Below are 23871 nucleotides of genomic sequence, written 5' to 3' on the forward strand. Positions count from 1 at the left end.
GCGTGGGAACGGCGGGCGCGCTCAGGCGCCGGCCATGGCCTTCTGGCCGACCTGCACTGCGCGCACGATGTTCTGGTAGCCGGTGCAGCGGCAGATGTTGCCTTCGAGCAGCTCGCGGATCTCGCCTTCGCTGGCGTTGGGATGGTTCTTGCACAGGTCCACCGCACTCATCACCATGCCGGGCGTGCAGAAGCCGCACTGCAGGCCATGGCACTCCTTGAACGCCGCCTGCATGGGGTGCATGGTGCCGTCAGCAGTCGCCATGCCTTCGATGGTCGTCACCTCGGCCCCCTGCGCCTGCACCGCCAGCATGGCGCAGGATTTGACGGCCCGGCCGTTCACATGCACCGTACACGCCCCGCACTGGCTGGTGTCGCAACCCACATGGGTGCCGGTGAGCATCAGGTGCTCTCGCAGCGCATGGACAAGCAGGGTATTGGGAGGGACGTCAACACTGGCAGCGCGCCCGTTGACCGTGAACTGGACTTGCATCTGGCTGTCTCCTGGAGTGGTTTTGGCTGGATAGGAGCGCGCTCACGATCTCGCGGAGGGGATCGGGATCACGCTCATCGCTCGCGCATCTTCTGCCGCGCCCCACGCCCCATCCCTAGGGACAACCCTAGATTTCCGGCGGCCCTGGCTGGATATTCTCAAAATGAAACATGCTGCAATGCACACTAGTCCACTGAATCCGGGAAATCGGGGGTGCGCCAGGGCTGCGGCGGGATGCACGGCAAGGCGCCTGGCGCTGCCAAGGCTGGCTGCCTTGGCAAGTCAGGCAACGCCGCCGGGTACCCGCCGCAGCCCTGGCCCGCAGGGTGAGGGTCTGGCAAGGCCGCACTCGTTGTTGCCGTGCTCGCCGGGTGTACAACACGGCTGCGCCCGGCGCCTAGATTGCGGCCTTGCCAGACCCTCAAGCCCCCCCGATTTCCCGGATTCAGTGGACTACCGCATCATGCGGACCTCCAGGAGCCTGTTCACCATGCTGATCTCTGCGCCCCACCCCGCTGCTGACCGCCACGCGCTGATCGCGCAGGCGCGCCAGAGCCTGCTGTCCGACGGTGCAGCGCCCGTGCGCGCCGAGGTGGAGCCGTGGATTGCACGGTCCTGGCAACGCTGCCTGGCGCGGGGCCTCGAGCCCACACGGCGCGTGGCGTTTGACGCCGTCAGCGCCACGGCGCTGCGCCACAGCCAGGAGCAGAACCACCACCTGCTGCGCGCGGCGCGGCCGGTGCTGGAGCAGCTGACCCGGGCCATTGCGGGCATGCGCTACTTCGCCATGCTCACCGACGCGCGCGGCATCGTGGTCGATGTGCAGGGCCATTGCGACCGGAGCGACCCGCGCGCCAGCGCCATTGGCCGCGTGGGCATTGACCTGTCGGAAGCCGCCGTGGGCACCACCGCCATCGGCGCCGCGCTGGAAGAGCTGCAGCCCGTGTGGTTGCACCGGGGCGAGCATTTTTTTGACGACAACGCCAGCTACAGCTGCGCCGGGGCCCCGCTGTTCGACCCCCAGGGCCGCTGCATGGGCATGCTGGACCTGACGGGTGTGGATGTGCCCGAACGGCCCGAGCTGCGCCACCTGGTGGCCCGGTCGGCCCGCGCCATGGAAGACGCACTGCTGCTGCAACTGCCCCATGCCCTGCTGCTGCGTGTGAACTGGCCAGGCTGCCCGCTGGGCGGCGAAGGCGACGGCCTGCTGACGCTGGACGCCGACGGCTGCGTGGTGGGTGCCAACAGCATGGCCCGCCAGCTGGTGCCGCAGCCCCTGCGCGCCCCCGGCCTGCCCGGTGCCCGCACCCACTGCAGCGACCTGCTGGCCATGCCCTGGACCATGCTGTTCGACGCGGCCCGCCAAAAGCGTAGGGAGCCGCTGGATTTGCCGCTGTGGTCGGGCCTGCGGCTGCACGCGCTGGCGCAGTTGCCTGCGCACGCCCGCACCGTGGGCGACACCCACACAGCGGCGGTGCCAGGCATTGCATCCGCGCCCGCCCCGCTGCGCGAGGCCGAAGTGGCCATGATCCGCCGCGCGGTGCAGGAAGCGCGCGGCAACGTGGCCGAGGCGGCGCGTGCGCTGGGCATCAGCCGCGCCACGGTGTACCGCAAGCTGGGCGCCCCCAAAGGCGGGTGACGGGCCCGCGCTGCGGCCCACACCGCTGTGCAAGCTTCCGGCGCCTCCACTTCAAGCCTTTTGGGCCGATAGCGCTAGTGCAATATGCCTGAACAGCTATTAAATAGATAGCAACTCAATCACCCCATCAACCGAGGCGCCTCGGGCCGCTCAGGCACGCGGCCTGCGCAGGCCCACCACGGGCTGCGCGCTGCGCCGCTGCTGGCGCTCCAGCGCTCCGTCAGCGGCGGCTTTCAGCAGCCGCTGGAAGGACGGGCACTGGGCATGGCTCTCGGCCGGGCAGGCGGCCGCGTGCCGCAGGCCGTTGCTCATGGCCTTGAGGCGCTTGACCATGGTGTCGAGTTCGTCCGCCTTGGCCGATAGCAGCTGCCGGTCGATGTTGGGTTCACCACCGGGCAAAAACATCGACCGGATGTCGTCCAGCGAGAACCCGGCCGATTGCCCCAGCGCAATCAGCGCCAGCTGGTCCATCACGCCGGGCGCAAACCGGCGGCGCTCACCCGGTTGCCCCACCGACTGGATCAGCCCCTTCTCCTCGTAATACCGCAGCGTGGACGCCCGCAGCCCGGAGCGTTTGGCGACTTCGGCAATGTCCATGAAAAAACCTCTTGACCTCAAGTTGACTTGAACTTCTATATTCCCTTCAAAACCTTCTTTCGTCAACTTTTCGAGGTGTTTTCATGACTCTCTCACTGCAAGACATTCCCCTCGCCGTGCTCCTGGGCATCGGCGCCACCGCCGTCATGGATGCGTGGCTGTTGCTGCTCAAAAGGCTGGGCGTGCCCACGCTCAACTTCGCTTTTATCGGCCGCTGGGTGGGCCACCTGCTGCGCGGGCAGGTCGCCCACGCGGCCATCGCCAAGGCAGCTCCGGTGCGCGGCGAGCTGGCCTGGGGCTGGCTCACGCACTACGCCGTTGGCGTGGCCTTTGCCGGGGTACTGCTGTCTTTGCAGGGCGCTGCGTGGGTTCACAGCCCCACCCTGCTGCCCGCGCTGGCCGTGGGCATGGGTACCGTGGCGGCGCCGCTCTTGGTCATGCAGCCTGCCATGGGCTCGGGCTTTGCGGCATCGCGCACGCCCACTCCGCTCAAGAACTGCCTGCGCAGCCTCGCCAACCACACCGTGTTTGGCCTGGGCCTGTATCTCTCCGCGCTGGTCATCGCATTGATTTCACGCTGACCTGTACCACGCCTTCTCCCCCCCCCCCGAAATCACACTCAAGGAAACCACACCATGCAACACATCGCCATCGTTTATCACAGCGCCCACGGCCACACCGCGCACATTGCCCACCACGTGCTGGACGGCGCCCGCGCCGTGCCGGGCGTCCTCGCTGAACTGGTCCGGGCCGAAGACCTGGCGCAGGCGCCCGACCGCCTGCTGCGCTACGACGGCGTCATCCTGGGCTCGCCCACCTACCTGGGCGGGGTCTCCGGTCCGTTCAAAACCTTCATGGATTCCACAGGCCGCCTGTGGAAGACACATCAGCTCAAGAACAAGCTGGCGGCGGGCTTTACCGTGTCGTCACTGCCAGCGGGCGACAAGCAGTCCACGCTGATGTCGATGTGGGTGTTCGCCATGCAGCACGGCATGGTGTGGGTGGGCAACCCCATCCTGCCCGAGCAGCATGCCGGGGTGCCGTACGACGAGGCGGCCAACCGGCTCGGCTCCTGGTCGGGCCTGATGGCGCAGGCGGGCCATGGGGCGGCGGCCGATGCGTTTGTGCCCGGTGACACCAAAACCGCCCGCATGTTCGGCCAGCACTTTGCCGAGACGCTGCAACGCCTGGGCAGTGTGGGCGGTGCAGCCGCACGCCAGACTGGCGAAGAGGTGGCGGCATGATCCCCGCCCACTATGGCCCGGTGCTGTTCAGCCTGATCTTGTCGGGCGTGATGTCGCTGCTGGTGTCGGGCATCTCCACCTTTCGCGCGCTGCAGCCGCAGCAGGACTTTGTGAGCCTCTGGGCGGGCGCATGGCTGACCGGGTGGCTGTTCGCCTTCCCGGCGGTGATGCTGGCAGCGCCACTGGCCCGCAAGGCGGTGGCGTTGCTCACGGCGAGGGGCTGAGCGTGCGGGCGGGCTGCGCCGCGCTACTCACGCCCGCTCGTACCACCGCTTGCTGCGGTTGACGATGTGCACTACCAGCAGCATCACCGGCACCTCGATCAACACGCCCACCACGGTGGCCAGCGCGGCGCCCGAGTGAAAGCCGAACAGGCTGATGGCGGCGGCCACCGCCAGCTCGAAAAAGTTGGAGGCACCGATCAGTGCCGACGGGCAGGCCACGCTGTGCTTCTCCCCCACCGCGCGGTTGAGCCAGTAGGCCAGCCCCGCGTTGAAGAACACCTGGATCAGGATGGGCACGGCCAGCAGCGCAATCACCAGCGGCTGCTGCAGGATGGCCTGGCCCTGGAACGCAAACAGCAGCACCAGCGTGGCCAGCAGCGCAGCAATGGACCAGGGCCCCATGCGCGCCATGACGGCATCGAACACCGCCTGCCCCCGGGCCAGCAACGACCGGCGCAGCCACTGGGCCAGCATCACCGGGATCACGATGTAGAGCACCACCGAGGTCAGCAGGGTGTCCCACGGCACGGTGATGGCCGAGATGCCCAGCAAGAACGCCACCAGCGGCGCAAACGCGACCACCATGATGCTGTCGTTCAGCGCCACCTGCGACAGCGTGAACAGCGGGTCGCCGCCAGTGAGGCGGCTCCACACGAACACCATGGCCGTGCAGGGGGCAGCTGCCAGCAGGATGAGGCCCGCGATGTAGCTGTCCAGCTGGTCGGCAGGCAGGTAGGGCGCAAACCAGTGGCGGATGAACAGCCAGCCCAACAGCGCCATCGAAAACGGCTTGACCAGCCAGTTCACCACCAGCGTGACGCCAATGCCCCGGGCATGCTTGCGCACTTCGCCCAACGCGCTGAAGTCCACCTTCACCAGCATGGGGATCACCATCACCCAGATCAGCAGGCCCACGGGCAGGTTGACCTTGGCGATCTCCATGCGGCCGACGGCCTGGAACATCGACGGCAAGAACTGCCCGAGCGCAATGCCCACCACGATACACAGCGACACCCACACCGTGAGGTAGCGCTCAAACACGCTCATGGGGGCCGGCACGGGCGCGCCGGCCGGTTCGCACCGCGCCGTCATGGCGTGGCAGCGGCACGCGACAGTTCGCGTGCGGTGTGCTGCAGCAGGGTCTTTTCGAGCTTGTCGGCGGGCAGGTTGATGAGCAGCTCAAGCCGCTGGTGGATAGCGTGCAAGGTCTTGCGGAAAGCCTCGCGCTTTTCATCGTCCGAGCCCTCCCCTGCGGACGGGTCGGCGTAGCCCCAGTGCGCAGTGGCCGGGTGGCCCGGCCAGATGGGGCAGACCTCGCCCGCAGCGTCGTCGCAGACGGTGATGATGAGGTCCATCACCGGCGCGCCCGGGGCGGCAAACTCGTCCCAGCTTTTGCTGCGCAGGCCTGCGGTCGAGATGCCTGCGGCGCGCAGCACCTCCAGGCCCAGAGGGTTCGGCTGCTGGTTGTCGCGCGGGCTGCTGCCCGCCGAGTACGCGTGGAACCGGCCCGGTGCCATGTCGTTGAGCAAGGCCTCGGCCAGGATGCTGCGGGCCGAGTTGTGGGTGCAGAGGAAGAGAACGTTCAAGGCGGTCATGCGGCACTCTCAGCAGCAGCTGGTTTTGGAGTTTGCGGCCGTGGCCGGGCCGCAGCACGCCGCCCGAGGCGCCGCAGGCGCAGGGGCTGCCGCCGAAGGCGTGCAGCAGGCCCCCGCTGCCGAGGACAGAGCCGCCTCGTTGAAAACAGGGATGTCCCCCAGCGTATGGAAGTGCTCCCACGCAATGCCCTGCGGGTCTGTCACCCAGTGCTTTTCGCTGCGGGCGTAGCAACAGGTGGTGTTGCCCTCGTCGAGCAAGGCCATGTCGGCGGCCTCGGCACGGGCCTTCAGTTCGGCCAGCTCCGCAGCGTCGTCGGTCTGCATGCCAAAGTGGTCCAGGCCTAGCGTGGCGCCCCGCGTGGAGATGGCGAAGTTGATGCGCGGGTCCTCCAGCATCCACTTGGCGTAGTCCGCCTCCACCCGCGTGGGCGCCGCAGCAAACAGCTTGGAATAGAAGGCGATGCTCTGGGCCAGGTCATCGACATGCACATGGGCGTGGAAGCGTTTCATGGGGTTCTCCTCGGGGGTAGTGGACAGAGACGGTCAGCAACGGTCAGCAATGGCAGGACGCAGCCGCATCGGCAGGCGCGCAGCCCTGGCCTTCGCAGCAGTTTTCGGTGAGGTAGGCCAGCAGTGCGTTCATGGTGTCGAACGCGGCGCGGTAGATCAGGTTGCGGCCCTGTCGCTCCTGGCTGATGAGCCCGGCATGCGACAGCTCCTTGAGATGAAAAGACAAGGTGTTGGGCGCCACCTCCAACTGGGCGGCCAGGTCGCTGGGCGTCAACCCTGCAGGGCCCGCCACCACCAGCGCACGAAAGACCCGCAGGCGGACCTCCTGGGCCAAGGCGGCGAGGGCTCGGACAACATCGGTTTCTTGCATGAATCGATAATACAACGATTGTTGAATTATTGAAAGCGGCTTCCAAACACGTATTGGAAAACCACTCTCGCCACAGATGGTCGCCAAGTGCCCAAGAGCGCGTACCCGCCACAGGCCGTTACGCTTTGGCCCCGCCCCACAGTCGTATGATGACCCGCGTATAAAAAAGGGCGGGAGCACGTGGACGATATGGTTTCAATCTGGCAAGGCGCCATGCAGGTGTTTGTGGTGGGGTTTCCGCCACTGCTGCAGAGCCTGCTGTTCTGGGTGTTTGCAGCACTGGTCGTGCACGTGTGCCAGCAGTTGGTGGAGCACACCGCGTATTCGGTGGACCCGTCCAGCCGCCGCATCAGCGCATCCCACGCATCGCTGTGCATTGGCTCCATCGTATGGGCGCTGGATGTGGTCGGCCTGTTCCTGTACAACGAGCTGTCGCACCACGTGCTGGAGCTGGTGCCCGCGCTCAGCGGCCTGGTCATCATGGTGGTGAGTGCGCGGCTCACCATCCCCACCCTCAGCACCGGCGCCAGCAAACGCCGCATTGCACTGGCCAGCCTGTGGCTGGCGGTGGGCACGCTGGCCGGGCACTTCACTATCACCAGCAGCCATGTGCAGAGTTTCGGGCAGATCAACCTGCTGGCCACCGTGCTGTCGCTGGGCATTGCCACCGGCATTTCGTGCTACTGCGCCATCCGCCATCGCGCCGCCAAGCTCAGTGTGCTCACCCCCCGCTACCGCGCCCAGAACTGGGCAGACAAACTGCTGTGCGGCGGCGCGATCCTGGTGCTGCACTGGCTGTTGGTCAACACCTTTCCCATGCAGCAGGGCAATCACGATGCGGCGTCCGATGGCGCCGCCTTGCTCGTAGTGATGCTGGTGTTTGCGCTGGCGGTGGCCATGGAACATCTGAGCAACCTGCGCTCGGACGCGGGGCGACAGCAGCTGCTGCGGCGCGGGTTGTCGATGATGCGCACCTTGGCACTGGCCCACAACGCCCACAGCGACATTCAGCAGTCGCTGATTGCCGACCACCTGGACCGCCTGCTGCACCCCGACAACCTGGCCCTGCATTTCCAGCCCATCATCCACACCCAGCGCAGCGGCGTACAGCTGGAGGCGCTGCTGCGCCTGACCGACACCACCCTGGGCCGCATAAACCCCGAAACCTTCTTGCTGGTGTGCGAGCTGCAGGGCAAGACGGCGGAGGTGGACCGCATGATTGTGTGCAACGCGCTGGACCATCTCTGCAACTGGCGGGCGCAGGGGCTGGATGCAGTGGCCATCAGCGTCAATGTGGCACCGGTCACGCTGATGCACGAGAGCTTTGCGCCCTGGCTGGGCCTGCAGCTGGCCCAGCGCGGCCTGCCCCCGCGCACCCTGAAGCTCGAAATGACCGAGCATGCCGTCATTGCGCTGGGCCCCCAGATGGTGGCGGCCATCAGCGCGCTGAGCGCCCTGGGCGTGGCCGTGCTGATGGACGACTTTGGCGCCGGGTATTCGTCGCTGGGCATGCTGGCGGAGCTCCCCATTGCGGGCATCAAGTGCGACCGCCTGTTCGTGCGCCAATTGCCGCAAGACCGCCGCCGTCAGAAACTGCTGCGGCACATCTGCGCGCTGGCGCGGGATCTGGGCCTGTCGGTGGTGGTCGAGGGGGTAGAGACGCCGGAGGAGCTGCGGGCCCTGGCCGCCGCCGGGCTGCACCACATCCAGGGCTACCTGTTCAGCCGCCCCATTGCAGCGCCTGACGTACCCACCTGGCACCGCACGCAACTGCAGTCGCAGCGTGCCGCCCTCCAGGCCTTGCTGCACACGCCGGGCAGTGGCAGGGGCAGCGATACCTCCTTTGTGCCCACGCAGCCCAGCATGCCGTGGGCCTCGGGGGCATGACCCCCATGGCTGCATTCAAAACCCTGGTCCTGGGCGGCTACGGCAACTTTGGGGCGCGCATCTGCCGCGCGCTGGTGAGCGATGAGGCCACACGCCACCACATGGCCCTGCTGGTGGCGGGCCGAGATTCATCGCAAGCGAAGGCCCTGGCGGACGCGCTGGGCCACGGCGCCCAGGGCGTGGCGCTGGACCACCAGGCGCCCGGCCTGGCCGCCACCTTGCGCGAGTGGGGTGTGGGTCTGGTCATCCATACGGCGGGCCCTTTTCAGGCACAGGCCTACAACGTGGCCCAGGCGGCGGCCGAGGCGGGGGCGCACTACATCGACCTGGCCGACGGCCGCCGGTTTGTGTGCGACTTTCCCGCCGCCATGCAGGCTGCCTTCACTGCCGCCGGGCGCACAGCCATCGCGGGTGCCAGCACGGTGCCCGCGCTGTCCTCCGCCGTCATCGACCACCTGTGCGCAGGCTGGCAGCGCATTGACAGCATCGACATCTGCATTGCCCCTGCGCAACGGGCACCCCGGGGCCAGGCCACGCTGGCGGCGGTGCTGAGCTACTGCGGTCTGCCCATTGACGTGTGGGACGGTGGCCGGTGGCAGCCGCACAGCGGCTGGGCGCGGCCCCGCCCCGTCCAGTTTCAGCGACTGCGCCCTCGCCTGGGGGCGGTCTGCGACATCCCGGACCTGGTGATCTTTCCCGCCCACTATCGGGCCCGCGACCGCGTCACCTTCCGCGCGGCCCTGGAGGTCGGCCTGGCGCAAAGAGCCTTCGCCACCCTGGCAACGCTGCGCCGCTGGGGCGTACTGCCCCACCCTGAAAAGCTGGCCTGGCTGATGCACCACGCGGGCGGCGCGCTGGACTTTCTGGGCACGCCGCTGGGCGGCATGGTGGTGCGTGTGGCGGGTGCCGACGCACAAGGCCAGCCCCGGCGCCGCGCATGGCACATTGCGGCAGATAACGACCACGGCCCCGAGATCCCCTGCATGGCCGCCATCCTGCTGGCCCGCCAGCTCGCAGCCGGGCAGCCGCTGCCCACCGGGGCGCACACCAGCACCAGCCTGCTGCCCCTGGAGGCTTTTGCTCCCGAGTTTGCGAAGTGGGGCATGGTGACGGACGTGGTGGAGGAATGAGCCCATGGCCCACCGGAAATTGACCTTCCCCATGCCAGCGCGGGCCGACGTTGTGTTCGATGCCTTTCACTACCACGAGTGGCGGTGCCCGTGGGATTCGCTGGTGAGCCGCACCAGCGTGGAAAGCGGTGCGCCCTGCCCCAGTGTGGGCGCCACCACCGAGAACCTGGGCGCCGGTGCATTGCGGGCGCTGTCCATGCGCACGCAGTTCGTCAGCTATGACCGCCCTGTGGTCGCGGCTGCGGCCATGGTGGGCCAGTCGTTTCCCTTCACCCAGTGGGCCGCCTCCATGCGCCACCAAGAGCAAGGCGCCCACCAGTCCCTGCTGATCTACACCTACACCTTTCAAGTCGGCCCAGCAGCCTTGCGGACGGTGATGGAGCCTGTGGTGGACTGGGTCTTTGTCCGCAAGACGCGGCAGCGGTTCCAGCGTCTGGCGCAGTTCCTGGCGGTCCGTGCTGCCGACATTGCAGACTGGCAACAGACGCAGGGTGTCGCGAAAGCCGCAGCACAGAAGGTCACCCCATGAACCGCGCGTCGGCTCAGCTGCTGCGCGCCAGCCTCGTGGTCGTCTGGCTGGCCACTGCCGTGGTCAGCGTGTGGGAGCTGCACGGCCAAAGCCGCGAGTTGCTGGCAGGCCTGCCCACAGCCTGGGCCGGGGGCCATGCCCCGTGGCTACCCACTGCCATCATCCTGGCCGGGGCGGCGGCCGATGCGGTGCTGGGGCTGTGGCTGGCGCTCCGCCCGGGCCCCAAAGCGTATGGCGCTGCTTTGCTGATGATGCTGGCCATGACACTGCTGGCCACGGCCATACAACCCGCCTGGTGGCTGCACCCCTTCGGGCCGCTGACCAAAAACCTGCCGATTGCCGCCATCCTGTGGGTGCTGCTGCAAGACGAGGCCACTTCTCCGCAAAAGCCATGAGCCTCTACCTCACCCTCAAATGGCTGCACATCATCTCCAGCGTGCTGCTGGTGGGCACCGGGCTGGGCTCGGCGTTCTACATGTTCTTTACCAACCGCAGCGGCAATGTGCAGGCGCAGGCGGTGGTCACACGCCTGGTGGTGCGGGCGGACTGGTGGTTCACCACGCCCACGGTGTTCATCCAGCCCGCCACGGGGCTGGCCATGGCAGCCATGGCGGGCCTGCCGTGGAGCACGCCGTGGCTCGCGGTGTCGATGGCGCTGTACCTGGTGGCGGGTGCCTGCTGGCTGCCCGTGGTGTGGCTGCAGCTGCGCATGCGCGATATGGCGATAGAGGCGGCAGAGGCGGCGCAGTCCGCACAGGGTGACGGCGTGCTGCCCCCGCTGTACTGGCGCTATGCCCGCTGGTGGGAGGCCCTGGGCTACCCGGCCTTTGTGGCCATGGCCGTGGTGTTCTACCTGATGGTGAACAAACCCGCCCTGACCTTCTGAACCTATCATCGCCCCATGCTGATCGAGACCCTGGACACTGCCCGCGACCTGGGGCGCCTGAAGGAAATCCTGGGGGTGATGGTGCGCCACGGGTTCGGCGACACCGTGCGCCGCCTGGGCCTGACCGACCGCCTGGAGCGTGCGGGCCAGGCACTGAACTGGACCCACGCCGCCGACCTGGCCCGCGTGGAGCCGCCGGTGCAGGTGCGCCTGGCACTCGAAGAGCTGGGCCCCGCGTTCGTCAAGTTTGGCCAGATCCTCGCGGGGCGGGCCGACCTGTTTGGCCCGGAATGGATTGCCGAGTTCGAGAAGCTGCACAGCAATGTGCCCGCTTTGCCCATCGACGCCTTGCGCCCGCAACTGCGCGAAGACCTGGGTGCCGAGCCCGAAGCCGTGTTTGCCTGGTTCGACACCACGCCGCTGGCCGCCGCATCGATTGCGCAAGTGCACCGTGCCCGTCTGCAGGACGGCAGCGAGGTCATCGTCAAGATCCGCCGCCCCGGCATTGCCGACACCATCCAGGCCGACCTGCGCCTGCTGCAGCGCCTGGCCGCTCTGGCCGAGGCCGAGCTGCCCGCGCTCAAGCCCTACCGACCGCAGCAACTGGTGCGCGAGTTCGCCCGCTCGCTGCGGCGCGAGCTGGACCTGGCGGGCGAATGCCGCCAGGCCGAGCGCATCGCCACCAACATGGCCGGGCTGCCTCACATCGTGATCCCGCGCGTGCACTGGGCCTACACCCGCGAACGCATCAACGTGCAGGACTTCATCGATGGCACGCCCGGCGGCGCCCTGGCCGCGCTGACGCCCGAGGCGGGCTTTGACCGCACGGTGCTGGCGCAGCGCGGCGCGCAGGCGGTGCTGCAGATGATCGTCAAGGACGGCGTCTTCCACGCCGACCCGCACCCGGGCAATGTGTTTTACCTGCCCGGCAACCGCATTGCCTTCATTGACTTCGGCATGGTGGGCCGCCTGTCGCAGCGCCGGCGCGACGAGCTGCTGCAGCTGCTGTTGGGCCTGGTCGAGCACCAGCCCCAGGCCGTGGCCGACGTGCTGCTGGACTGGACGGGCGACGCGCAGGGCCTGAACCTGGGCCAGCTGGAGACCGAGATCGAGGCCTTTGTGGACCAGTACCACGGCGTGCCCCTGGCGCAGCTGAGCCTGGGGCAGATGCTGGCCGACGTGACGGCCATCCTGCGTGAACACCACCTGGGGCTGCCGTCCGACCTCGCGCTGCTGATCAAGGCCTTCATCTCGCTCGAAGGCATGGGCCGCAACCTGGACCCAGACTTTCACATGGCGACCGAAGCCCTGCCGCTGCTCAAGCAGGTGGTGCGCGCGCGCTATGAGCCCAAGGTGCTGGCCGGGCGCGCCTGGAGCACCTTGCGGCGCGCGTTGGCCACGGTGGAGCAGTTGCCGGACGACATCGGGCGGCTGCTGCGCAATGCGCGGCGCGGGCACCTGCAGGTGGGCATCGAGCTGGCGCACCTCAAGCGTGTGGGCGACCAGATCGACCGGTCGGCCAACCGGCTGGCAATGGCGCTGGTGATCGCCGCGCTGATCATCGGCTCGTCCATCGTGATGACCGTGAAGGGCGGGCCCACGCTGTTTGGCCTGCCCGCGTTTGGCTTCCTGGGGTTCTTCGGTGCGGTGGTGTGTGGCCTGTGGCTAGTGCGCGCCATCTGGCGCAGCAGCCATCACCGCGATGACGACTGAGCGCAGCAGACAGCAGGTCTAAGAGCCTGTTCAAGGTCTTTTTGGAGATCGCATTGGAGTGCAATCGGGATGAGTGGATGCTTCGGATGCGCCGCATGGGCTCGTGCCCATGCAAGCAGCCGGGGCGTCCAATCACCCGATTTCACTCCAACCCTTCGGGCAAGTGCCTTGCCGGGCGGTCTGCGGCGTTGCGGCGCTTGCCAATAGCACGGGCTATTGGCCGCGCACCGCGCCTTGCGTCCCATCCCGGCAAGGGACTTGTGCGACTCTAAAAAAACCTTGAACAGGCTCTAAACAACACACGCCGCGCCACCCCACCAGGCAGACAGACGCGGCGTGTGCACACACTCACTCGCAGCCAGACGGCAACCCGCGTTCAGGGCCGCCCAAACCCCAACCGTTGCAATACCGCCTGGGCAGGCGGTTGGCGCAGTGCACTGGCAAATACCTGGGCCGCAGCGGGCGCATCGGCACGCACCGTCAGACCATAGGCTGCGCCCACCTGCAGGGCCGCAGGCAGTTGCACCACGCGCAGGCGCGGCACCTCGGCCTGGGCGGCCACGGCGTTGGTGCAGTAGGTCAGAAACACGTCGGCCTGGCGCTGGTCCATCACCCAGGCATAGGTGCCCCGGCCCGCAGGCGGCTTGGGCGAGTCCGCGCCGCCCGTGAGCTTCAGGGCCTTGGCGTCCAGCTGGGCGTAGGCACCGGGCTGAATCTTGTCGGCCTGGCGGAACAGCGCCCAGGCGTAGTCGCCCGACGGGTCGGCCTTGGGCGTGGACGTGCCCACGCGCACGTCACTGCGCAGCATGGTGGCCAGCAAGGTGTCGGGGGTGGCGCTGATCTGCTCGCTGGTCAGCGCACACAGCGCATTGCGCGTAAACACCACGGGCGCCTGCCAGCCACCCCGGGCCGCCAGGCGCTGCGGGTGGTCGGTGTCGGCCGAGGCAAAGACCTGTGCGGGCTCACCCTTTTCGATGCGCTCGCGCAGCAGGCCCGAGGCGCCGAAGGTCAGCACCACCTTCTGGCCCGTGCGGGCCTCGTGGTCGCGCGCGATCTCGGTGAACGCCTCCCGCAGGCTGCCAGCGGCATACACCAGCACGGGGGCCGCATCAGCCATGGGCACCTTGGCAGGGCCCGGCGAACAACCAGCCAGGGCCCAGGTCAGACCAGCGGCTACAGCGGCGAGTGCCGCCTGTGAACGCGTTGCCATGCAGACCGCTCACTGCGTAGCGTTGGGGAAGAACAGTTGTTCGCCGCCGATCTTGTAGCCCGCAATGGCTTGCTGGCCGGCGGGCGACACCACCCAGTCCACAAACTTCTGCGCGTCCTGCACCTTCACATGCGGGTGCTTGGCGGGGTTCACGACCATCACGCCGTACTGGTTGAAGAGCTTGGTGTCGCCCTCGACCAGCACGGCCAGGTCCGCGCGGTTCTTGAAGTTGAGCCAGGTGCCACGGTCGGCCAGCACGTAGGCGCCGCTCGATGCTGCGATGTTCAGCGCGGGCCCCATGCCGCAGCCACATTCCTTGTAGCCGCTGCCCTTGGTGGCCTCGGCACCAGCCAGCTTCCAGTAGCGCAGCTCGGCCGCGTGGGTGCCGCTCTTGTCACCGCGCGAGATGAAGTTGCCGTTGGTGGCGGCCAGCTTCTGCAGGGCCTGCACGATGTCCTTGCCTTTGGTGCCGGCCGGGTCGTTCTTGGGGCCGATAAGGATGAAGTCGTTGTACATCACGGGGTAGCGCTTCACGCCCCAGCCATCGGCCACAAACTTTTCTTCGGCCACCTGGTCGTGCACAAACAGCACGTCGGCGTCACCCCGGCGCGCCATGTCGAGCGCCTGGCCGGTGCCCAGCGCCACCACCTTGATGTCGAGGCCACTGGCCTTCTTGAACTCGGGCAGCAGATAGCCAAACAGGCCCGACTGCTCGGTGGAGGTGGTGGACGCCATGGTGATGCTCTGCGCAAACGCTGAACCAGACGCTACTAAAACGATAGCTGCCACCGCTTTGGACACTAGCGCTACTACGCGAAAAGACCTAAAACTCGTCATACCAGCTCTCCTTTGACAAACAAACGGGCGGCCTCCGGCAAAGGGCCATTGAAAAAATCGTGCACCGGCAAGTCCGCCACCAGGCGGCCGTGCTCCATGTAGATCACGCGGCTGGCCAGGCGTTTGACCTGGCCCAGGTTGTGGCTGCTGAACACCATGGTCACGGGGTGCGCCGGACCGGCAGCGCCATGGCTGGCCGCAAAGTCGGCCATCAGGGCCTCGACCTCGCGCTTGGCATGGGGGTCGAGGCTGGCGGTGGGCTCGTCCAGCAGCAACACGTCAGACCGCAGGGCCCACGCGCGGGCCAGCGCCACCCGCTGCTGCTGGCCGCCCGACAGGGTGCGCGCGTTCTGCGCCGCGATGCCCTGCAGGCCCACCCGCTGCAAGGCCGTCAGGGCCAGCGGCCGCGCATCCCGCCAGCGGGTACCGCGCAGCCACAGGGCCAGCGCCACGTTGTTCTGGGCGCTGGTGCGCAGCATGTGCGGGCGCTGGAACAGCATGGCCTGGCGCAGCGATGCATCGCACTGCAGACCGCCCCCATGCGTGTCGGCCAGGCCATGCAGCACACGCAGCAGGGTGCTCTTGCCACTGCCGTTGGCGCCCACCAAGGCCACACGCTCGCCGGGCGCGATGCGCAGCGTGACCTGGTCCAGCGCCTGCACACGGCCGTAGCGCACGGTCACGTGGCGCAGATCCACCCAGGGGTTCGGCACAGGCCCGCTCATGCGGCCACTCCCACCGGCGTACTGGAGGCCGAGCCATCCACCCGCTCGCGCCAGCGCCGCAGCAACGCAATCAGCACATTCAGCGCCAGCACCACGGCCAGCAGGATCATGCCCAGCGCCAGCGCCAGCGGCAGGTCGCCCTTGCTGGTCTCCAGCGCGATCGCGGTGGTCATCACCCGCGTGAAGCCGTCGATGTTGCCGCCCACAATCATCACCGCGCCCACCTCGGAGATGGCGCGGCCAAACGATGCCAGCAGCACGGTAAGCAGCGCATAGCGCTCATCCCACGCCAGCAGCAGGCTGCGCAGCAGCGGGCCCGCGCCCATGGAGCGCAGTTGCTCGCCATGCGCGCGCTCGGCGTCTTCCACCGTCTGGCGCGTGAGCGCAGTGACCACCGGCAGCACCAGAATGGCCTGCGCCAGCACCATGGCCTTGAAGCTGAACAACCAGCCCAGCGAGCCCAGCGGCCCACTGCGCGACAGCACCAGATACACCACCAGTCCCACCACCACCGAAGGCACGGCCAGCAAGGTGTTGAGCACAGCCAGCACGGCGCCACGGCCTGCGAAGCGGGCAACGCCCAGCCATGCGCCCAGCACCAGGCCCACCCCGCAGGCCATCAGGCAGGCGGTGGCGCTGACGGACAAGGAGCGGCCCACGATGGTCCAGAGGACGGGGTCGGACGAGAGAGTGAGTTCAAGCGCTGTGGTCGCGCTTTCGGAGAGGGTGGACATGGGCCAGGGGATCGGTTTGGGCTATCGTAGGCACCCATCCAATATCCAGCGATATGAACTCCCGTGCATAGGGTCCAACTTCATTACACACTCAGCCGGGACGCGGGCACTGCGCTCATCCGCAACCCGCTGCCCGAGCTGCTGCAGGCTGTGGCCGAGCGCGGCTCCATCTCAGGCGCCGCGCGCGCACTGGACCTGTCCTACCGCCATGTCTGGGGTGCCCTCAAGCGTTGGGAAGACCAGCTGGGCGGCGAATTGATCATCTGGGGCAAGGGCCAGTCGGCACAGCTCAGCGAGTTCGGCAGCAAGCTGCTGTGGGCCGAGCGCCAGGCCCAGGCGCGCCTGGCGCCGCAGATTGCCGCGCTGCACGCCGACCTGGAGCGCGCATTCGCCGTGGCCTTCGACCCCAATGCCCATGTGCTCACCCTGTATGCCAGCCACGACGACGCACTGGCTGCGCTGCGCGCCCATGCCGCCGCGCAGACCGATGTGGGCGCACTGCACCTCGACATCCGGTTCACTGGCAGCGTGGACGCCATCCGCGCGCTGAACGAGGGGCGCTGCACCCTTGCGGGTTTTCACACCGTGGCCGACGCGGCCGCGCAGTCGCTCACAGCGCGCACCTACCAGCCGCTGCTGCAGCCCGGGCTGCACAAGATCATCGGCTTTGCGCAGCGCACCCAGGGGCTCATGGTGGCGCCCGGCAACCCGTTGGGCCTGCACAGCCTGGCCGATGTGGCCCGTACCGGCGCCCGCTTCATCAACCGGCCCCTGGGCTCTGGCACGCGGGTGCTGCTGGACGACCTGCTGGCCCAGGCCGGCATGGACCCGGAGAGCATCGTGGGCTACGCGCTCAACGAACCCTCCCACACCGCCATTGCCCAGGCCGTGGCCGCAGGGGCGGCCGACGTGGGCATGGGCATCGAGCTGGCAGCCCGTGCGCGGGGGCTGGACTTTGTCCCCCTGGTGCATGAGCGCTACCACCTGGCGTGCCTGAAAGACAGCCTGGACCAGCCTGCCACGCTGGCACTGCGCAACCTGCTGCAAACCCCCGAGTGGCTGGCGCACATGGCAACGCTGCCGGGCTACAGCGCCTGGCACTGCGGCGAGGTGCTGGCCATGAGCACCGTGCTGCCGTGGTGGCAATTTGCGCGGAAAAAGCGCGCATCAGCACCTAGGAAGAAACCCTAATTGCTGCAGTTTTGATAGCTAAAGAATAAGCAGCCGCTGCGGGATAACACCGTCACGCTGCTGTCAGACTCCGCCTACAGTGCTCCGTAGAATCGCGCCGTCGTCACAGCATGCCCAGCCCCAGCGTCCACCCGCGCGGGGGCCGGGCATCTCGCACACACAGCCTTTTTATTGGAGACACCATGCAGGCTCTATTGAAGTTATCAAGAGGGATCGACTGGCTTAACACCCAGGTCGGCAAGTACGTGGTCTGGCTGATCCTGGCCTCCACGGTCATCAGCGGCGTGAACGCCGTGGTGCGCAAGGCGTTCAACATCAGCTCCAACGCCTTCCTGGAAGTGCAGTGGTACCTGTTTGCTGCGTCGTTCCTGCTGGCAGCAGGCTACACGCTGCTGCAGGGCGAGCATGTGAAGGTGGACGTGATCTCGAGCCGCTTTTCCAAGCGCACACAGATCTGGATCGACGTGTTCGGCTACATCGTCTTCCTCACGCCCATGTGCCTGGCCGTGCTGTGGTACGGGGTTCCGTTCTTCACGCGCGCTCTCGCGTCGGGCGAAATGTCCAACAACGCAGGCGGCCTGATCCGCTGGCCCGTGTACCTGATGATGCCCCTGGGCTTCACGCTGCTGTGGCTGCAAGGCATCTCTGAACTCATCAAGCGCCTGGGCTTCCTGAAAGGCCTGATCGAAGACCCGACGGTCAAGAAGGTCGAAAAGACGGCCGAGGAAGAACTGGCTGAATCCATCCGCAACCTGGCCGAAGCTGCCAAGGGCAATGGCAAGAACAAGGCCGAGGCCCACTGAGCGGAGCACACACCATGGAATTTATTGCCCACAACCTCGCCCCGATCATGTTCGCGGGGCTCATCTGCTTCTTGCTGGTCGGCTTCCCCGTCGCATTCAGCCTGGGCGCCTGCGGACTGTTCTTCGCCTTCATCGGCATCGAACTCAACGTGCTGCCCGAAGCCCTGCTGCAAGCCGTGCCGCTGCGCATCTTCGGCATCATGCAGAACGACACCCTGCTAGCCATTCCATTCTTCACGCTCATGGGGCTCATATTGGAGCGAAGCGGGATGGCGGAAGACCTGCTGGACACCATTGGCCAGCTGTTTGGCCCCATCCGCGGTGGCCTGGCACTGGCCGTGATCTTTGTGGGCGCGCTGCTGGCAGCCACCACGGGCGTGGTGGCTGCATCGGTGATCTCGATGGGCCTGATCTCGCTGCCCATCATGCTGCGCTATGGCTATGACCGCCGGCTGGCTGCGGGCGTGATTGCTGCGTCCGGGACGCTGGCGCAGATCATTCCGCCGTCGCTGGTGCTGATCATCATCGCCGACCAGATGGGCCGCAGCGTGGGCGACATGTACAAGGGCGCCTTCCTGCCCGGCCTGATGCTCACCGGTTTCTACGCAGGCTACGTCATTCTGCTGGCGATCTTCAAGCCCCAATGGGTGCCTGCCATCCCGCCCGAAGCCCGTACGCTACGTGACGAAAACGGCAAGAGCGGTGTGACCTCCCTGCTGGTGCTGACCGGCATCTGCGTGGCCGCCTCGATGTATGTGGCCAAGAACATGGCTGCCCTGCACACCTGGTGGTCGGGCGAGGCGGTGGAACGCGTGGCGCTGGACGAAACCATTGTCGTGGCCATGTGCTTTGGCGTGGCCCTGGCCTTCGTGGTCGCCAGCGTCAACAAGATCACCCGCCTGGGCCTGCTGTCCAAGGCGGCGGAACGCGTGACGTTCGTGCTGATTCCCCCGCTGCTGCTGATCTTCCTGGTGCTGGGCACCATCTTCCTGGGCGTTGCCACCCCCACCGAAGGCGGCGCCATGGGCGCACTGGGCGCGGGCATCATGGCCATCATCCGTGGTCGCCTGAGCTTCTCGCTGCTCAAGCAGGCCGTCACCACCACCACCAAGCTGTCGTGTTTTGTGGTGTTCATCCTGGTGGGTGCAACCATGTTCGGCCTGACCTTCCAGGGCGTGGACGGCCCGCTGTGGGTGGAACACCTGCTGACCGGCCTGCCCGGTGGCCAGCTGGGCTTCCTGATCGTCGTGAACATCATGGTGTTCTTCCTGGCGTTCTTCCTGGACTTCTTTGAGTTGTCCTTCATCGTGGTGCCCCTGCTGGCCCCGGTGGCCAACAAGCTGGGCATCGACCTGATCTGGTTCGGTGTGCTGCTGGCCGTGAACATGCAGACCTCGTTCATGCACCCACCGTTCGGCTTCGCGCTGTTCTACCTGCGCAGCGTGGCCCCGGCGAAGGAGTACCTGGACAAGGTCACCAAGAAGATGATCGCGCCGGTGACGACACCGCAGATCTACTGGGGTGCGATTCCGTTCCTGGTCATCCAGCTGATGATGGTGGGCCTGATCATCGCCTTCCCTGGCATCGTCTCCAGCGGCCTGGACAAGGCCGAGGTCTACGACCTGGACAAGGTCCGCATGGAAATGGAAGCCACCATGCCCGACGCGGCCGGCGCCCCCGAGGCCACCGACCCCACCGCAGGCATGGAAGGTGCCAGCGCGGCCCCTGGCGACGCTGCAGCCCCTGCTGCAGACGACCCGCTCAAGGCCCTGCAAGACTCGATGGCCAACGAGAAGAAGTGATCGGATGAACCCTCAGGGCTGTTGACCAGCCCTTGAGGCAAAAGAAGCCCCGGCAGATAGCGTCTGCCGGGGCTTTTTTCATGGGCTTGTCTCGCGCAGCGCGTGGCCCAAGACAGGGCCACTAACAGAAGGCTCGGCACCCAACCCAACCAAGGTGCGCAACCAACATGATCGACCTGGTCCCACAGCCCACAGGCCGCTGCGCCCTGAGGTGTTTCCTTCTGCGGACCACTGAACCCGCTGGCAAGCGTCTACCGAGGGATCGCGCAGACGTGCAGATCACAGCAACAGGGGCGACACCTTGAGCCCCAGTCGGCCGAGTTCGCCGTGCGACCCAGCAGCGTCTTCTGCCCCGCAGCACCTCGGGACCGAGTATCCAACCCCATACCACCAGACGCAAAAAAACCCGCCAGGCGAACCGGGCGGGTTTTCTGATCGACATGCCCTGCGGCTTGCGCCGCAGCGGGGCCATTAGATCTTCTGTGCGGACATGAAGGTGTCGTAGCGGGCTTCGGCAAAGCGGAACCAGAGGATCTGGTCGCGCTGGAAGGCACGCATGTCGGCGTAGATCTTCTTCCACTCGGGGCTCTTGGCGTCGTTCTCGGCGAACACTTCCATCGATGCCTTGAACGAAGCGTCCATCACGGCTTGCGAGAAAGGCAGCACCTTGGTCTTGGCAGCCACGAGCTGCTTCAGGGCCGTGGGGTTCAGCGCGTCGTACTTGGCCAGCATGTCCACGTGGGCCACGTTGGTAGCAGCTTCGATGATGGCCTTGTTCTCAGCCGACAGGCCGTCAAAAGCCTTCTGGTTGACGAAGAAGTCCACTTCAGGACCACCTTCCCACCAGCCGGGGTAGTAGTAGAACGGAGCGACCTTGTTGAAGCCCAGCTTCTGGTCGTCGTAAGGACCCACCCACTCGGCAGCGTCCAGCGTGCCCTTTTCGAGGGCTTGGTAGATTTCGCCGCCAGGGATGCTCTGGGGCACTGCACCCAGCTTCTGCATCACTTCACCGATCAGACCGCCGCCCAGGCGCATCTTCATGCCCTTGAAGTCGGCAGGCGACTTGATTTCCTTGCGGAACCAGCCACCCATCTGCGTGCCGGTGTTACCACCTGCAAAGCTGATCATGTTGAAGCCGCCGTAAAACTCGTTCATGAGCTTGCGGCCATTGCCATGCAGCATCCAGGCGTTCATCTGGCGGGCATTGAAGCCGAAAGGCACTGCAGAGCCCAGCGCGAAAGCGGGGTTCTTGCCGTAGAAGTAGTAAGGCACGGTGTGTGCCATTTCCACGGTGCCTTGCTGCACGCCGTCCACCACGCCGAAGGGAGGCATCAGCTCGCCACCAGCGTGCACGGAGATTTCAAACTTGCCACCCGACATGGCCTTGACGGCCTTGGAGAACACATCAGCGCCGCCATAGATGGTGTCCAGCGACTTGGGGAAGCTGGAGGCCAGACGCCAGCGAATGGCAGCCTGGGCGTGGACGGCGGGCGCAGCGCCTGCAGCCAGCACACCGGCGATGCCAGCGTGCTTGATGATTGAACGACGATCCATGAGGTTCTCTCCGATATATTGATTGCAAAACTTGGTGCGCACGCGTTGTGCACGGCCCACCAAGGACATGTTTCAGCCTGGACCATTGTAGGAACATGACCCCAAGGACTTTTGCGGGTTTTCCCGCGAAATTCCGGCCTCAACACACACCTTCAGGGTTCTGCAAGCATCTGCGCGACAGCAGTGCGAAAGTCCTCACGGCACCCACGGCCAGCGCGGGGCGCTGCCCGCAGCCCGCCTCCGTTCAGCCCGCGTTGCCAGGCAAAAACCGGGCGGCAATCGATGCACGGATGCCCGCCGCATCCAGCCCTTGCAACGCCAGCAACTTGGCCGGGTCGCCATGTTCGATGAAGACATCGGGCAGCCCCAGCTGCAGCACGGGGCGCACGATGCCCATGGCGTTGAGCGCCTCGGTCACTGCACTGCCCGCACCACCCATGATGGCGCCCTCTTCCACCGTCACAAGCGCATCGTGGCGCTCCGCCACCTCGCGCAGCAAGGCTTCGTCGATGGGCTTGGCCCAGCGCATGTTGACCACGGTGGCATCCAACGCCTCGCCCACTTCGAGCGCGGGGTACAGCAAGGTGCCAAATGCCAGGATGGCAATGCGGGGCGCCTTGCCGTCGGCCTCGCCCTTGCGCTCACGGCGGATCTCGCCCTTGCCGAACGGCAGGCCGTCGAGCGCTGCGAGCGGCGCCACACCTGCGCCGCTGCCGCGCGGGTAGCGCACGGCCACGGGGTGGTCCTGCTCAAACGCACTACTCAGCAACTGTCGGCACTCGCGCTCGTCGGCGGGACAGGCCATGCTCATGTTCGGAATGCAGCGCACGAACGGGATGTCGTAAGCGCCTGCATGCGTGGCACCGTCAGCGCCCACCAGGCCCGCGCGGTCCAGCGCAAACACCACGGGCAGGTTCTGCAGGGCCACGTCGTGGATCAACTGGTCGTAACCCCGTTGCAAGAAGGTGGAGTAGATGGCCACCACAGGCTTCACGCCTTCGCAGGCCATGCCTGCGGCAAATGTGACGGCATGCTGCTCGGCGATGCCCACGTCGTAGTAGCGGTCCGGAAAGCGCTTTTCAAACTCGACCATGCCCGAGCCCTCGCGCATGGCCGGGGTGATGCCCACCAGGCGTGGGTCTTGCGCCGCCATGTCGCACAACCACTGGCCGAACACCTGGGTGAACGTCTGCTTGGGGGGCGTGGCTGGCTTGGTCAGGCCCACGCTGGGGTCGAACTTGCCGGGGCCGTGGTAGGCCACGGGGTCGGCCTCGGCCAGCTTGTAGCCCTGCCCCTTCTTGGTGACCACGTGCAGGAACTGCGGGCCCTTCAGGCTCTTGATGTTCTCCAGCGTAGGGATCAGCGAGTCGAGGTCGTGCCCGTCGATGGGGCCGATGTAGTTAAAGCCGAATTTCTCGAACAGAGTGGCGGGCACCACCATGCCCTTGGCCTGCTGCTCGAAGCGCTTGGCAAATTCGAGCAGGGGCGGCACCGGGCGCAGCACGGTCTTGCCCACGTTCTTGGCGGCGGCATAGAACTGTCCACTCATCAGCTGCGCAAGGTAGCGGTTGAGAGCGCCCACAGGAGGGCTGATGCTCATGTCGTTGTCGTTCAGCACCACCAGCAGGTTGCAGTCGGCCACGCCCGCGTTGTTGAGCGCCTCAAACGCCATGCCGGCGCTCATCGCGCCATCACCAATGATGGCCACCGCATGGCGGTTGTCGCCCTTGCGCTTGGCGGCCAGTGCCATGCCCAAGGCTGCCGAGATGCTGGTGCTGGAATGCGCCGTGCCAAAGGTGTCGTAGACGCTCTCGGCGCGCTGCGGAAAGCCCGAGATGCCGCCCAGCTGGCGCAGCGTGTGCATGCGGTCGCGGCGGCCGGTCAGGATCTTGTGCGGATAGGTCTGGTGGCCCACGTCCCACACCAGGCGGTCTTCCGGGGTGTTGAAGACATGGTGCAAGGCCACGGTCAGCTCCACCGTGCCCAGGTTGGAGCTGAGGTGGCCACCGGTCTGCGACACGCTCTGCAGCACGAACTCGCGCAACTCGGTCGCCAGCACCTTGAGGTCAGCGCGCGAGAGCCGACGCAGGTCTGCCGGGTCATTGATGGTCTGCAGCAAGGGAAAGGGTGTCGTGGACATTGACTATTCTTTTGATAGCTACCAGCGCAAGAGATTCAAGCACTAGCAGGCATTTGGAC

25 protein-coding genes are annotated in these 23871 nt (G+C 66.6%); 13 read left to right on the plus strand and 12 right to left on the minus strand.

Going from position 1 to position 23871, the window contains the following annotated elements:
* Positions 1 to 21 precede the first annotated feature (21 nt).
* Positions 22 to 492: a (2Fe-2S)-binding protein gene (locus tag DNK89_RS09970; RefSeq protein ID WP_110959975.1), complete on the minus strand. Its 471-nt coding sequence runs from the start codon at positions 490 to 492 to the stop codon at positions 22 to 24.
* 490 nt (positions 493 to 982) lie between these two features.
* Between DNK89_RS09970 and DNK89_RS09975 the strand changes: the two genes are divergently transcribed.
* Entirely contained in the window at positions 983 to 2131 is a 1149-nt protein-coding gene (locus DNK89_RS09975) for a helix-turn-helix domain-containing protein (RefSeq protein WP_110960363.1), read from the plus strand.
* A gap of 150 nt (positions 2132 to 2281) precedes the next feature.
* Here DNK89_RS09975 and DNK89_RS09980 read toward each other — a convergent pair whose 3' ends face one another.
* The gene (locus DNK89_RS09980) at positions 2282 to 2728 is read right to left on the minus strand and encodes a helix-turn-helix domain-containing protein (protein WP_110959976.1); all 447 of its coding nucleotides are present in this window, start codon (positions 2726 to 2728) and stop codon (positions 2282 to 2284) included.
* 83 nt (positions 2729 to 2811) lie between these two features.
* Here DNK89_RS09980 and DNK89_RS09985 point away from each other — a divergent pair, with 83 nt between their 5' ends.
* Genes DNK89_RS09985 through DNK89_RS09995 form a run of 3 tightly spaced genes read left to right on the plus strand, consistent with a single transcriptional unit; the run spans position 2812 to position 4196 of the window.
* Entirely contained in the window at positions 2812 to 3309 is a 498-nt protein-coding gene (locus tag DNK89_RS09985; protein WP_203422244.1) for a DUF2938 domain-containing protein, read from the plus strand.
* 54 nt (positions 3310 to 3363) lie between these two features.
* Positions 3364 to 3972, plus strand: a complete 609-nt coding sequence (locus DNK89_RS09990; protein ID WP_110959977.1) for a flavodoxin family protein — start codon at positions 3364 to 3366, stop codon at positions 3970 to 3972.
* The gene (locus DNK89_RS09995; RefSeq protein WP_110959978.1) at positions 3969 to 4196 is read left to right on the plus strand and encodes a DUF2798 domain-containing protein; all 228 of its coding nucleotides are present in this window, start codon (positions 3969 to 3971) and stop codon (positions 4194 to 4196) included. The genes DNK89_RS09990 and DNK89_RS09995 overlap by 4 nt, the downstream gene beginning before the upstream one ends.
* Positions 4197 to 4223: 27 nt before the next feature.
* Here DNK89_RS09995 and arsB read toward each other — a convergent pair whose 3' ends face one another.
* From arsB to DNK89_RS10015, 4 genes are read right to left on the minus strand one after another with little or no spacing between them, the layout of a single operon-like run.
* A complete protein-coding gene (gene arsB / locus DNK89_RS10000) occupies positions 4224 to 5288 on the minus strand; it encodes an ACR3 family arsenite efflux transporter (RefSeq protein WP_110959979.1) in 1065 nt (354 codons plus the stop codon).
* On the minus strand, positions 5285 to 5791 hold the full coding sequence (locus tag DNK89_RS10005; protein ID WP_110959980.1) for an arsenate reductase ArsC: 507 nt from the start codon (positions 5789 to 5791) through the stop codon (positions 5285 to 5287). The genes arsB and DNK89_RS10005 overlap by 4 nt, the downstream gene beginning before the upstream one ends.
* 9 nt (positions 5792 to 5800) lie before the next feature.
* The gene (locus DNK89_RS10010) at positions 5801 to 6301 is read right to left on the minus strand and encodes an ArsI/CadI family heavy metal resistance metalloenzyme (RefSeq protein ID WP_110959981.1); all 501 of its coding nucleotides are present in this window, start codon (positions 6299 to 6301) and stop codon (positions 5801 to 5803) included.
* Between the two features lie 43 nt (positions 6302 to 6344).
* Positions 6345 to 6671, minus strand: coding sequence for a helix-turn-helix transcriptional regulator (locus tag DNK89_RS10015; RefSeq protein WP_108499698.1), 327 nt, complete (start codon positions 6669 to 6671; stop codon positions 6345 to 6347).
* A gap of 189 nt (positions 6672 to 6860) precedes the next feature.
* On the opposite strand from DNK89_RS10015, the gene DNK89_RS10020 reads away from it, so the two are divergent.
* From DNK89_RS10020 to DNK89_RS10045, 6 genes are read left to right on the plus strand one after another with little or no spacing between them, the layout of a single operon-like run.
* Positions 6861 to 8558 carry an EAL domain-containing protein gene (locus tag DNK89_RS10020; RefSeq protein ID WP_238990771.1) on the plus strand — a complete coding sequence of 566 codons (1698 nt, stop codon included), beginning with the start codon at positions 6861 to 6863 and terminating at the stop codon, positions 8556 to 8558.
* Positions 8559 to 8563: 5 nt separating this feature from the next.
* Positions 8564 to 9688 (plus strand): saccharopine dehydrogenase family protein, encoded by a 1125-nt coding sequence (locus DNK89_RS10025; RefSeq protein ID WP_110959983.1) that lies wholly within the window; start codon positions 8564 to 8566, stop codon positions 9686 to 9688.
* Between the two features lie 4 nt (positions 9689 to 9692).
* On the plus strand, positions 9693 to 10217 hold the full coding sequence (locus DNK89_RS10030) for a hypothetical protein (RefSeq protein ID WP_110959984.1): 525 nt from the start codon (positions 9693 to 9695) through the stop codon (positions 10215 to 10217).
* Positions 10214 to 10612, plus strand: a complete 399-nt coding sequence (locus DNK89_RS10035) for a DoxX-like family protein (protein WP_110959985.1) — start codon at positions 10214 to 10216, stop codon at positions 10610 to 10612. The genes DNK89_RS10030 and DNK89_RS10035 overlap by 4 nt, the downstream gene beginning before the upstream one ends.
* Positions 10609 to 11103 carry a DUF2269 domain-containing protein gene (locus tag DNK89_RS10040; RefSeq protein WP_110959986.1) on the plus strand — a complete coding sequence of 165 codons (495 nt, stop codon included), beginning with the start codon at positions 10609 to 10611 and terminating at the stop codon, positions 11101 to 11103. Before DNK89_RS10035 ends, DNK89_RS10040 begins: the two co-directional genes overlap by 4 nt.
* Before the next feature lie 15 nt (positions 11104 to 11118).
* Entirely contained in the window at positions 11119 to 12816 is a 1698-nt protein-coding gene (locus DNK89_RS10045) for an AarF/ABC1/UbiB kinase family protein (RefSeq protein WP_110959987.1), read from the plus strand.
* A 376-nt stretch (positions 12817 to 13192) separates the two neighbouring features.
* Here DNK89_RS10045 and DNK89_RS10055 read toward each other — a convergent pair whose 3' ends face one another.
* Genes DNK89_RS10055 through DNK89_RS10070 form a run of 4 tightly spaced genes read right to left on the minus strand, consistent with a single transcriptional unit; the run spans position 13193 to position 16322 of the window.
* Positions 13193 to 14026 carry a molybdate ABC transporter substrate-binding protein gene (locus tag DNK89_RS10055; protein ID WP_110959988.1) on the minus strand — a complete coding sequence of 278 codons (834 nt, stop codon included), beginning with the start codon at positions 14024 to 14026 and terminating at the stop codon, positions 13193 to 13195.
* Between the two features lie 9 nt (positions 14027 to 14035).
* Complete coding sequence (locus DNK89_RS10060; RefSeq protein ID WP_110959989.1) at positions 14036 to 14863, minus strand: extracellular solute-binding protein; 828 nt, start codon at positions 14861 to 14863, stop codon at positions 14036 to 14038.
* On the minus strand, positions 14860 to 15588 hold the full coding sequence (locus DNK89_RS10065; RefSeq protein WP_110959990.1) for a phosphate ABC transporter ATP-binding protein: 729 nt from the start codon (positions 15586 to 15588) through the stop codon (positions 14860 to 14862). The genes DNK89_RS10060 and DNK89_RS10065 overlap by 4 nt, the downstream gene beginning before the upstream one ends.
* Positions 15585 to 16322 (minus strand): ABC transporter permease, encoded by a 738-nt coding sequence (locus DNK89_RS10070; RefSeq protein ID WP_110959991.1) that lies wholly within the window; start codon positions 16320 to 16322, stop codon positions 15585 to 15587. The genes DNK89_RS10065 and DNK89_RS10070 overlap by 4 nt, the downstream gene beginning before the upstream one ends.
* Before the next feature lie 63 nt (positions 16323 to 16385).
* On the opposite strand from DNK89_RS10070, the gene DNK89_RS10075 reads away from it, so the two are divergent.
* The 3 genes from DNK89_RS10075 to DNK89_RS10085 all read left to right on the plus strand — a co-directional run bounded on the left by DNK89_RS10075 (position 16386) and on the right by DNK89_RS10085 (position 20118).
* Complete coding sequence (locus DNK89_RS10075) at positions 16386 to 17513, plus strand: substrate-binding domain-containing protein (protein ID WP_110959992.1); 1128 nt, start codon at positions 16386 to 16388, stop codon at positions 17511 to 17513.
* 182 nt (positions 17514 to 17695) lie between these two features.
* Positions 17696 to 18316 (plus strand): TRAP transporter small permease subunit, encoded by a 621-nt coding sequence (locus DNK89_RS10080; RefSeq protein WP_110959993.1) that lies wholly within the window; start codon positions 17696 to 17698, stop codon positions 18314 to 18316.
* Positions 18317 to 18330: 14 nt separating this feature from the next.
* On the plus strand, positions 18331 to 20118 hold the full coding sequence (locus DNK89_RS10085; protein ID WP_110959994.1) for a TRAP transporter large permease subunit: 1788 nt from the start codon (positions 18331 to 18333) through the stop codon (positions 20116 to 20118).
* 471 nt (positions 20119 to 20589) lie between these two features.
* Here DNK89_RS10085 and DNK89_RS10090 read toward each other — a convergent pair whose 3' ends face one another.
* Together DNK89_RS10090 and dxs are read right to left on the minus strand one after the other, a co-directional pair.
* Positions 20590 to 21672 carry a TRAP transporter substrate-binding protein gene (locus DNK89_RS10090; RefSeq protein ID WP_015015263.1) on the minus strand — a complete coding sequence of 361 codons (1083 nt, stop codon included), beginning with the start codon at positions 21670 to 21672 and terminating at the stop codon, positions 20590 to 20592.
* A 244-nt stretch (positions 21673 to 21916) separates the two neighbouring features.
* Positions 21917 to 23812: a 1-deoxy-D-xylulose-5-phosphate synthase gene (dxs, locus tag DNK89_RS10095; protein WP_110959995.1), complete on the minus strand. Its 1896-nt coding sequence runs from the start codon at positions 23810 to 23812 to the stop codon at positions 21917 to 21919.
* Between the last annotated feature and the right edge of the window lie 59 nt (positions 23813 to 23871).

Origin of the sequence: Acidovorax sp. ST3 (genome assembly GCF_003231145.1) — a bacterium.
Classification (GTDB): domain Bacteria; phylum Pseudomonadota; class Gammaproteobacteria; order Burkholderiales; family Burkholderiaceae_C; genus Acidovorax.

What these genes read in the sequence shown, in the direction of transcription:
- DNK89_RS10040 (WP_110959986.1), top strand. Translation starts at nt 10,609, where the DNA reads ATGAGCCTCTACCTCACCCTCAAATGGCTGCACATCATCTCCAGCGTG.
- DNK89_RS10090 (WP_015015263.1), bottom strand. Translation starts at nt 21,672, where the DNA reads ATGGATCGTCGTTCAATCATCAAGCACGCTGGCATCGCCGGTGTGCTG.
- DNK89_RS10060 (WP_110959989.1), bottom strand. Translation starts at nt 14,863, where the DNA reads ATGACGAGTTTTAGGTCTTTTCGCGTAGTAGCGCTAGTGTCCAAAGCG.
- DNK89_RS09980 (WP_110959976.1), bottom strand. Translation starts at nt 2,728, where the DNA reads ATGGACATTGCCGAAGTCGCCAAACGCTCCGGGCTGCGGGCGTCCACG.
- DNK89_RS10030 (WP_110959984.1), top strand. Translation starts at nt 9,693, where the DNA reads ATGGCCCACCGGAAATTGACCTTCCCCATGCCAGCGCGGGCCGACGTT.
- DNK89_RS10025 (WP_110959983.1), top strand. Translation starts at nt 8,564, where the DNA reads ATGGCTGCATTCAAAACCCTGGTCCTGGGCGGCTACGGCAACTTTGGG.
- DNK89_RS10015 (WP_108499698.1), bottom strand. Translation starts at nt 6,671, where the DNA reads ATGCAAGAAACCGATGTTGTCCGAGCCCTCGCCGCCTTGGCCCAGGAG.
- DNK89_RS09975 (WP_110960363.1), top strand. Translation starts at nt 983, where the DNA reads ATGCTGATCTCTGCGCCCCACCCCGCTGCTGACCGCCACGCGCTGATC.
- DNK89_RS10020 (WP_238990771.1), top strand. Translation starts at nt 6,861, where the DNA reads ATGGTTTCAATCTGGCAAGGCGCCATGCAGGTGTTTGTGGTGGGGTTT.
- DNK89_RS10080 (WP_110959993.1), top strand. Translation starts at nt 17,696, where the DNA reads ATGCAGGCTCTATTGAAGTTATCAAGAGGGATCGACTGGCTTAACACC.
- DNK89_RS10005 (WP_110959980.1), bottom strand. Translation starts at nt 5,791, where the DNA reads ATGACCGCCTTGAACGTTCTCTTCCTCTGCACCCACAACTCGGCCCGC.
- DNK89_RS10065 (WP_110959990.1), bottom strand. Translation starts at nt 15,588, where the DNA reads ATGAGCGGGCCTGTGCCGAACCCCTGGGTGGATCTGCGCCACGTGACC.
- DNK89_RS09985 (WP_203422244.1), top strand. Translation starts at nt 2,812, where the DNA reads ATGACTCTCTCACTGCAAGACATTCCCCTCGCCGTGCTCCTGGGCATC.
- dxs (WP_110959995.1), bottom strand. Translation starts at nt 23,812, where the DNA reads ATGTCCACGACACCCTTTCCCTTGCTGCAGACCATCAATGACCCGGCA.
- DNK89_RS09990 (WP_110959977.1), top strand. Translation starts at nt 3,364, where the DNA reads ATGCAACACATCGCCATCGTTTATCACAGCGCCCACGGCCACACCGCG.
- DNK89_RS10055 (WP_110959988.1), bottom strand. Translation starts at nt 14,026, where the DNA reads ATGGCAACGCGTTCACAGGCGGCACTCGCCGCTGTAGCCGCTGGTCTG.
- DNK89_RS10010 (WP_110959981.1), bottom strand. Translation starts at nt 6,301, where the DNA reads ATGAAACGCTTCCACGCCCATGTGCATGTCGATGACCTGGCCCAGAGC.
- DNK89_RS09995 (WP_110959978.1), top strand. Translation starts at nt 3,969, where the DNA reads ATGATCCCCGCCCACTATGGCCCGGTGCTGTTCAGCCTGATCTTGTCG.
- DNK89_RS10085 (WP_110959994.1), top strand. Translation starts at nt 18,331, where the DNA reads ATGGAATTTATTGCCCACAACCTCGCCCCGATCATGTTCGCGGGGCTC.
- DNK89_RS10070 (WP_110959991.1), bottom strand. Translation starts at nt 16,322, where the DNA reads ATGTCCACCCTCTCCGAAAGCGCGACCACAGCGCTTGAACTCACTCTC.
- DNK89_RS09970 (WP_110959975.1), bottom strand. Translation starts at nt 492, where the DNA reads ATGCAAGTCCAGTTCACGGTCAACGGGCGCGCTGCCAGTGTTGACGTC.
- DNK89_RS10035 (WP_110959985.1), top strand. Translation starts at nt 10,214, where the DNA reads ATGAACCGCGCGTCGGCTCAGCTGCTGCGCGCCAGCCTCGTGGTCGTC.
- DNK89_RS10045 (WP_110959987.1), top strand. Translation starts at nt 11,119, where the DNA reads ATGCTGATCGAGACCCTGGACACTGCCCGCGACCTGGGGCGCCTGAAG.
- arsB (WP_110959979.1), bottom strand. Translation starts at nt 5,288, where the DNA reads ATGACGGCGCGGTGCGAACCGGCCGGCGCGCCCGTGCCGGCCCCCATG.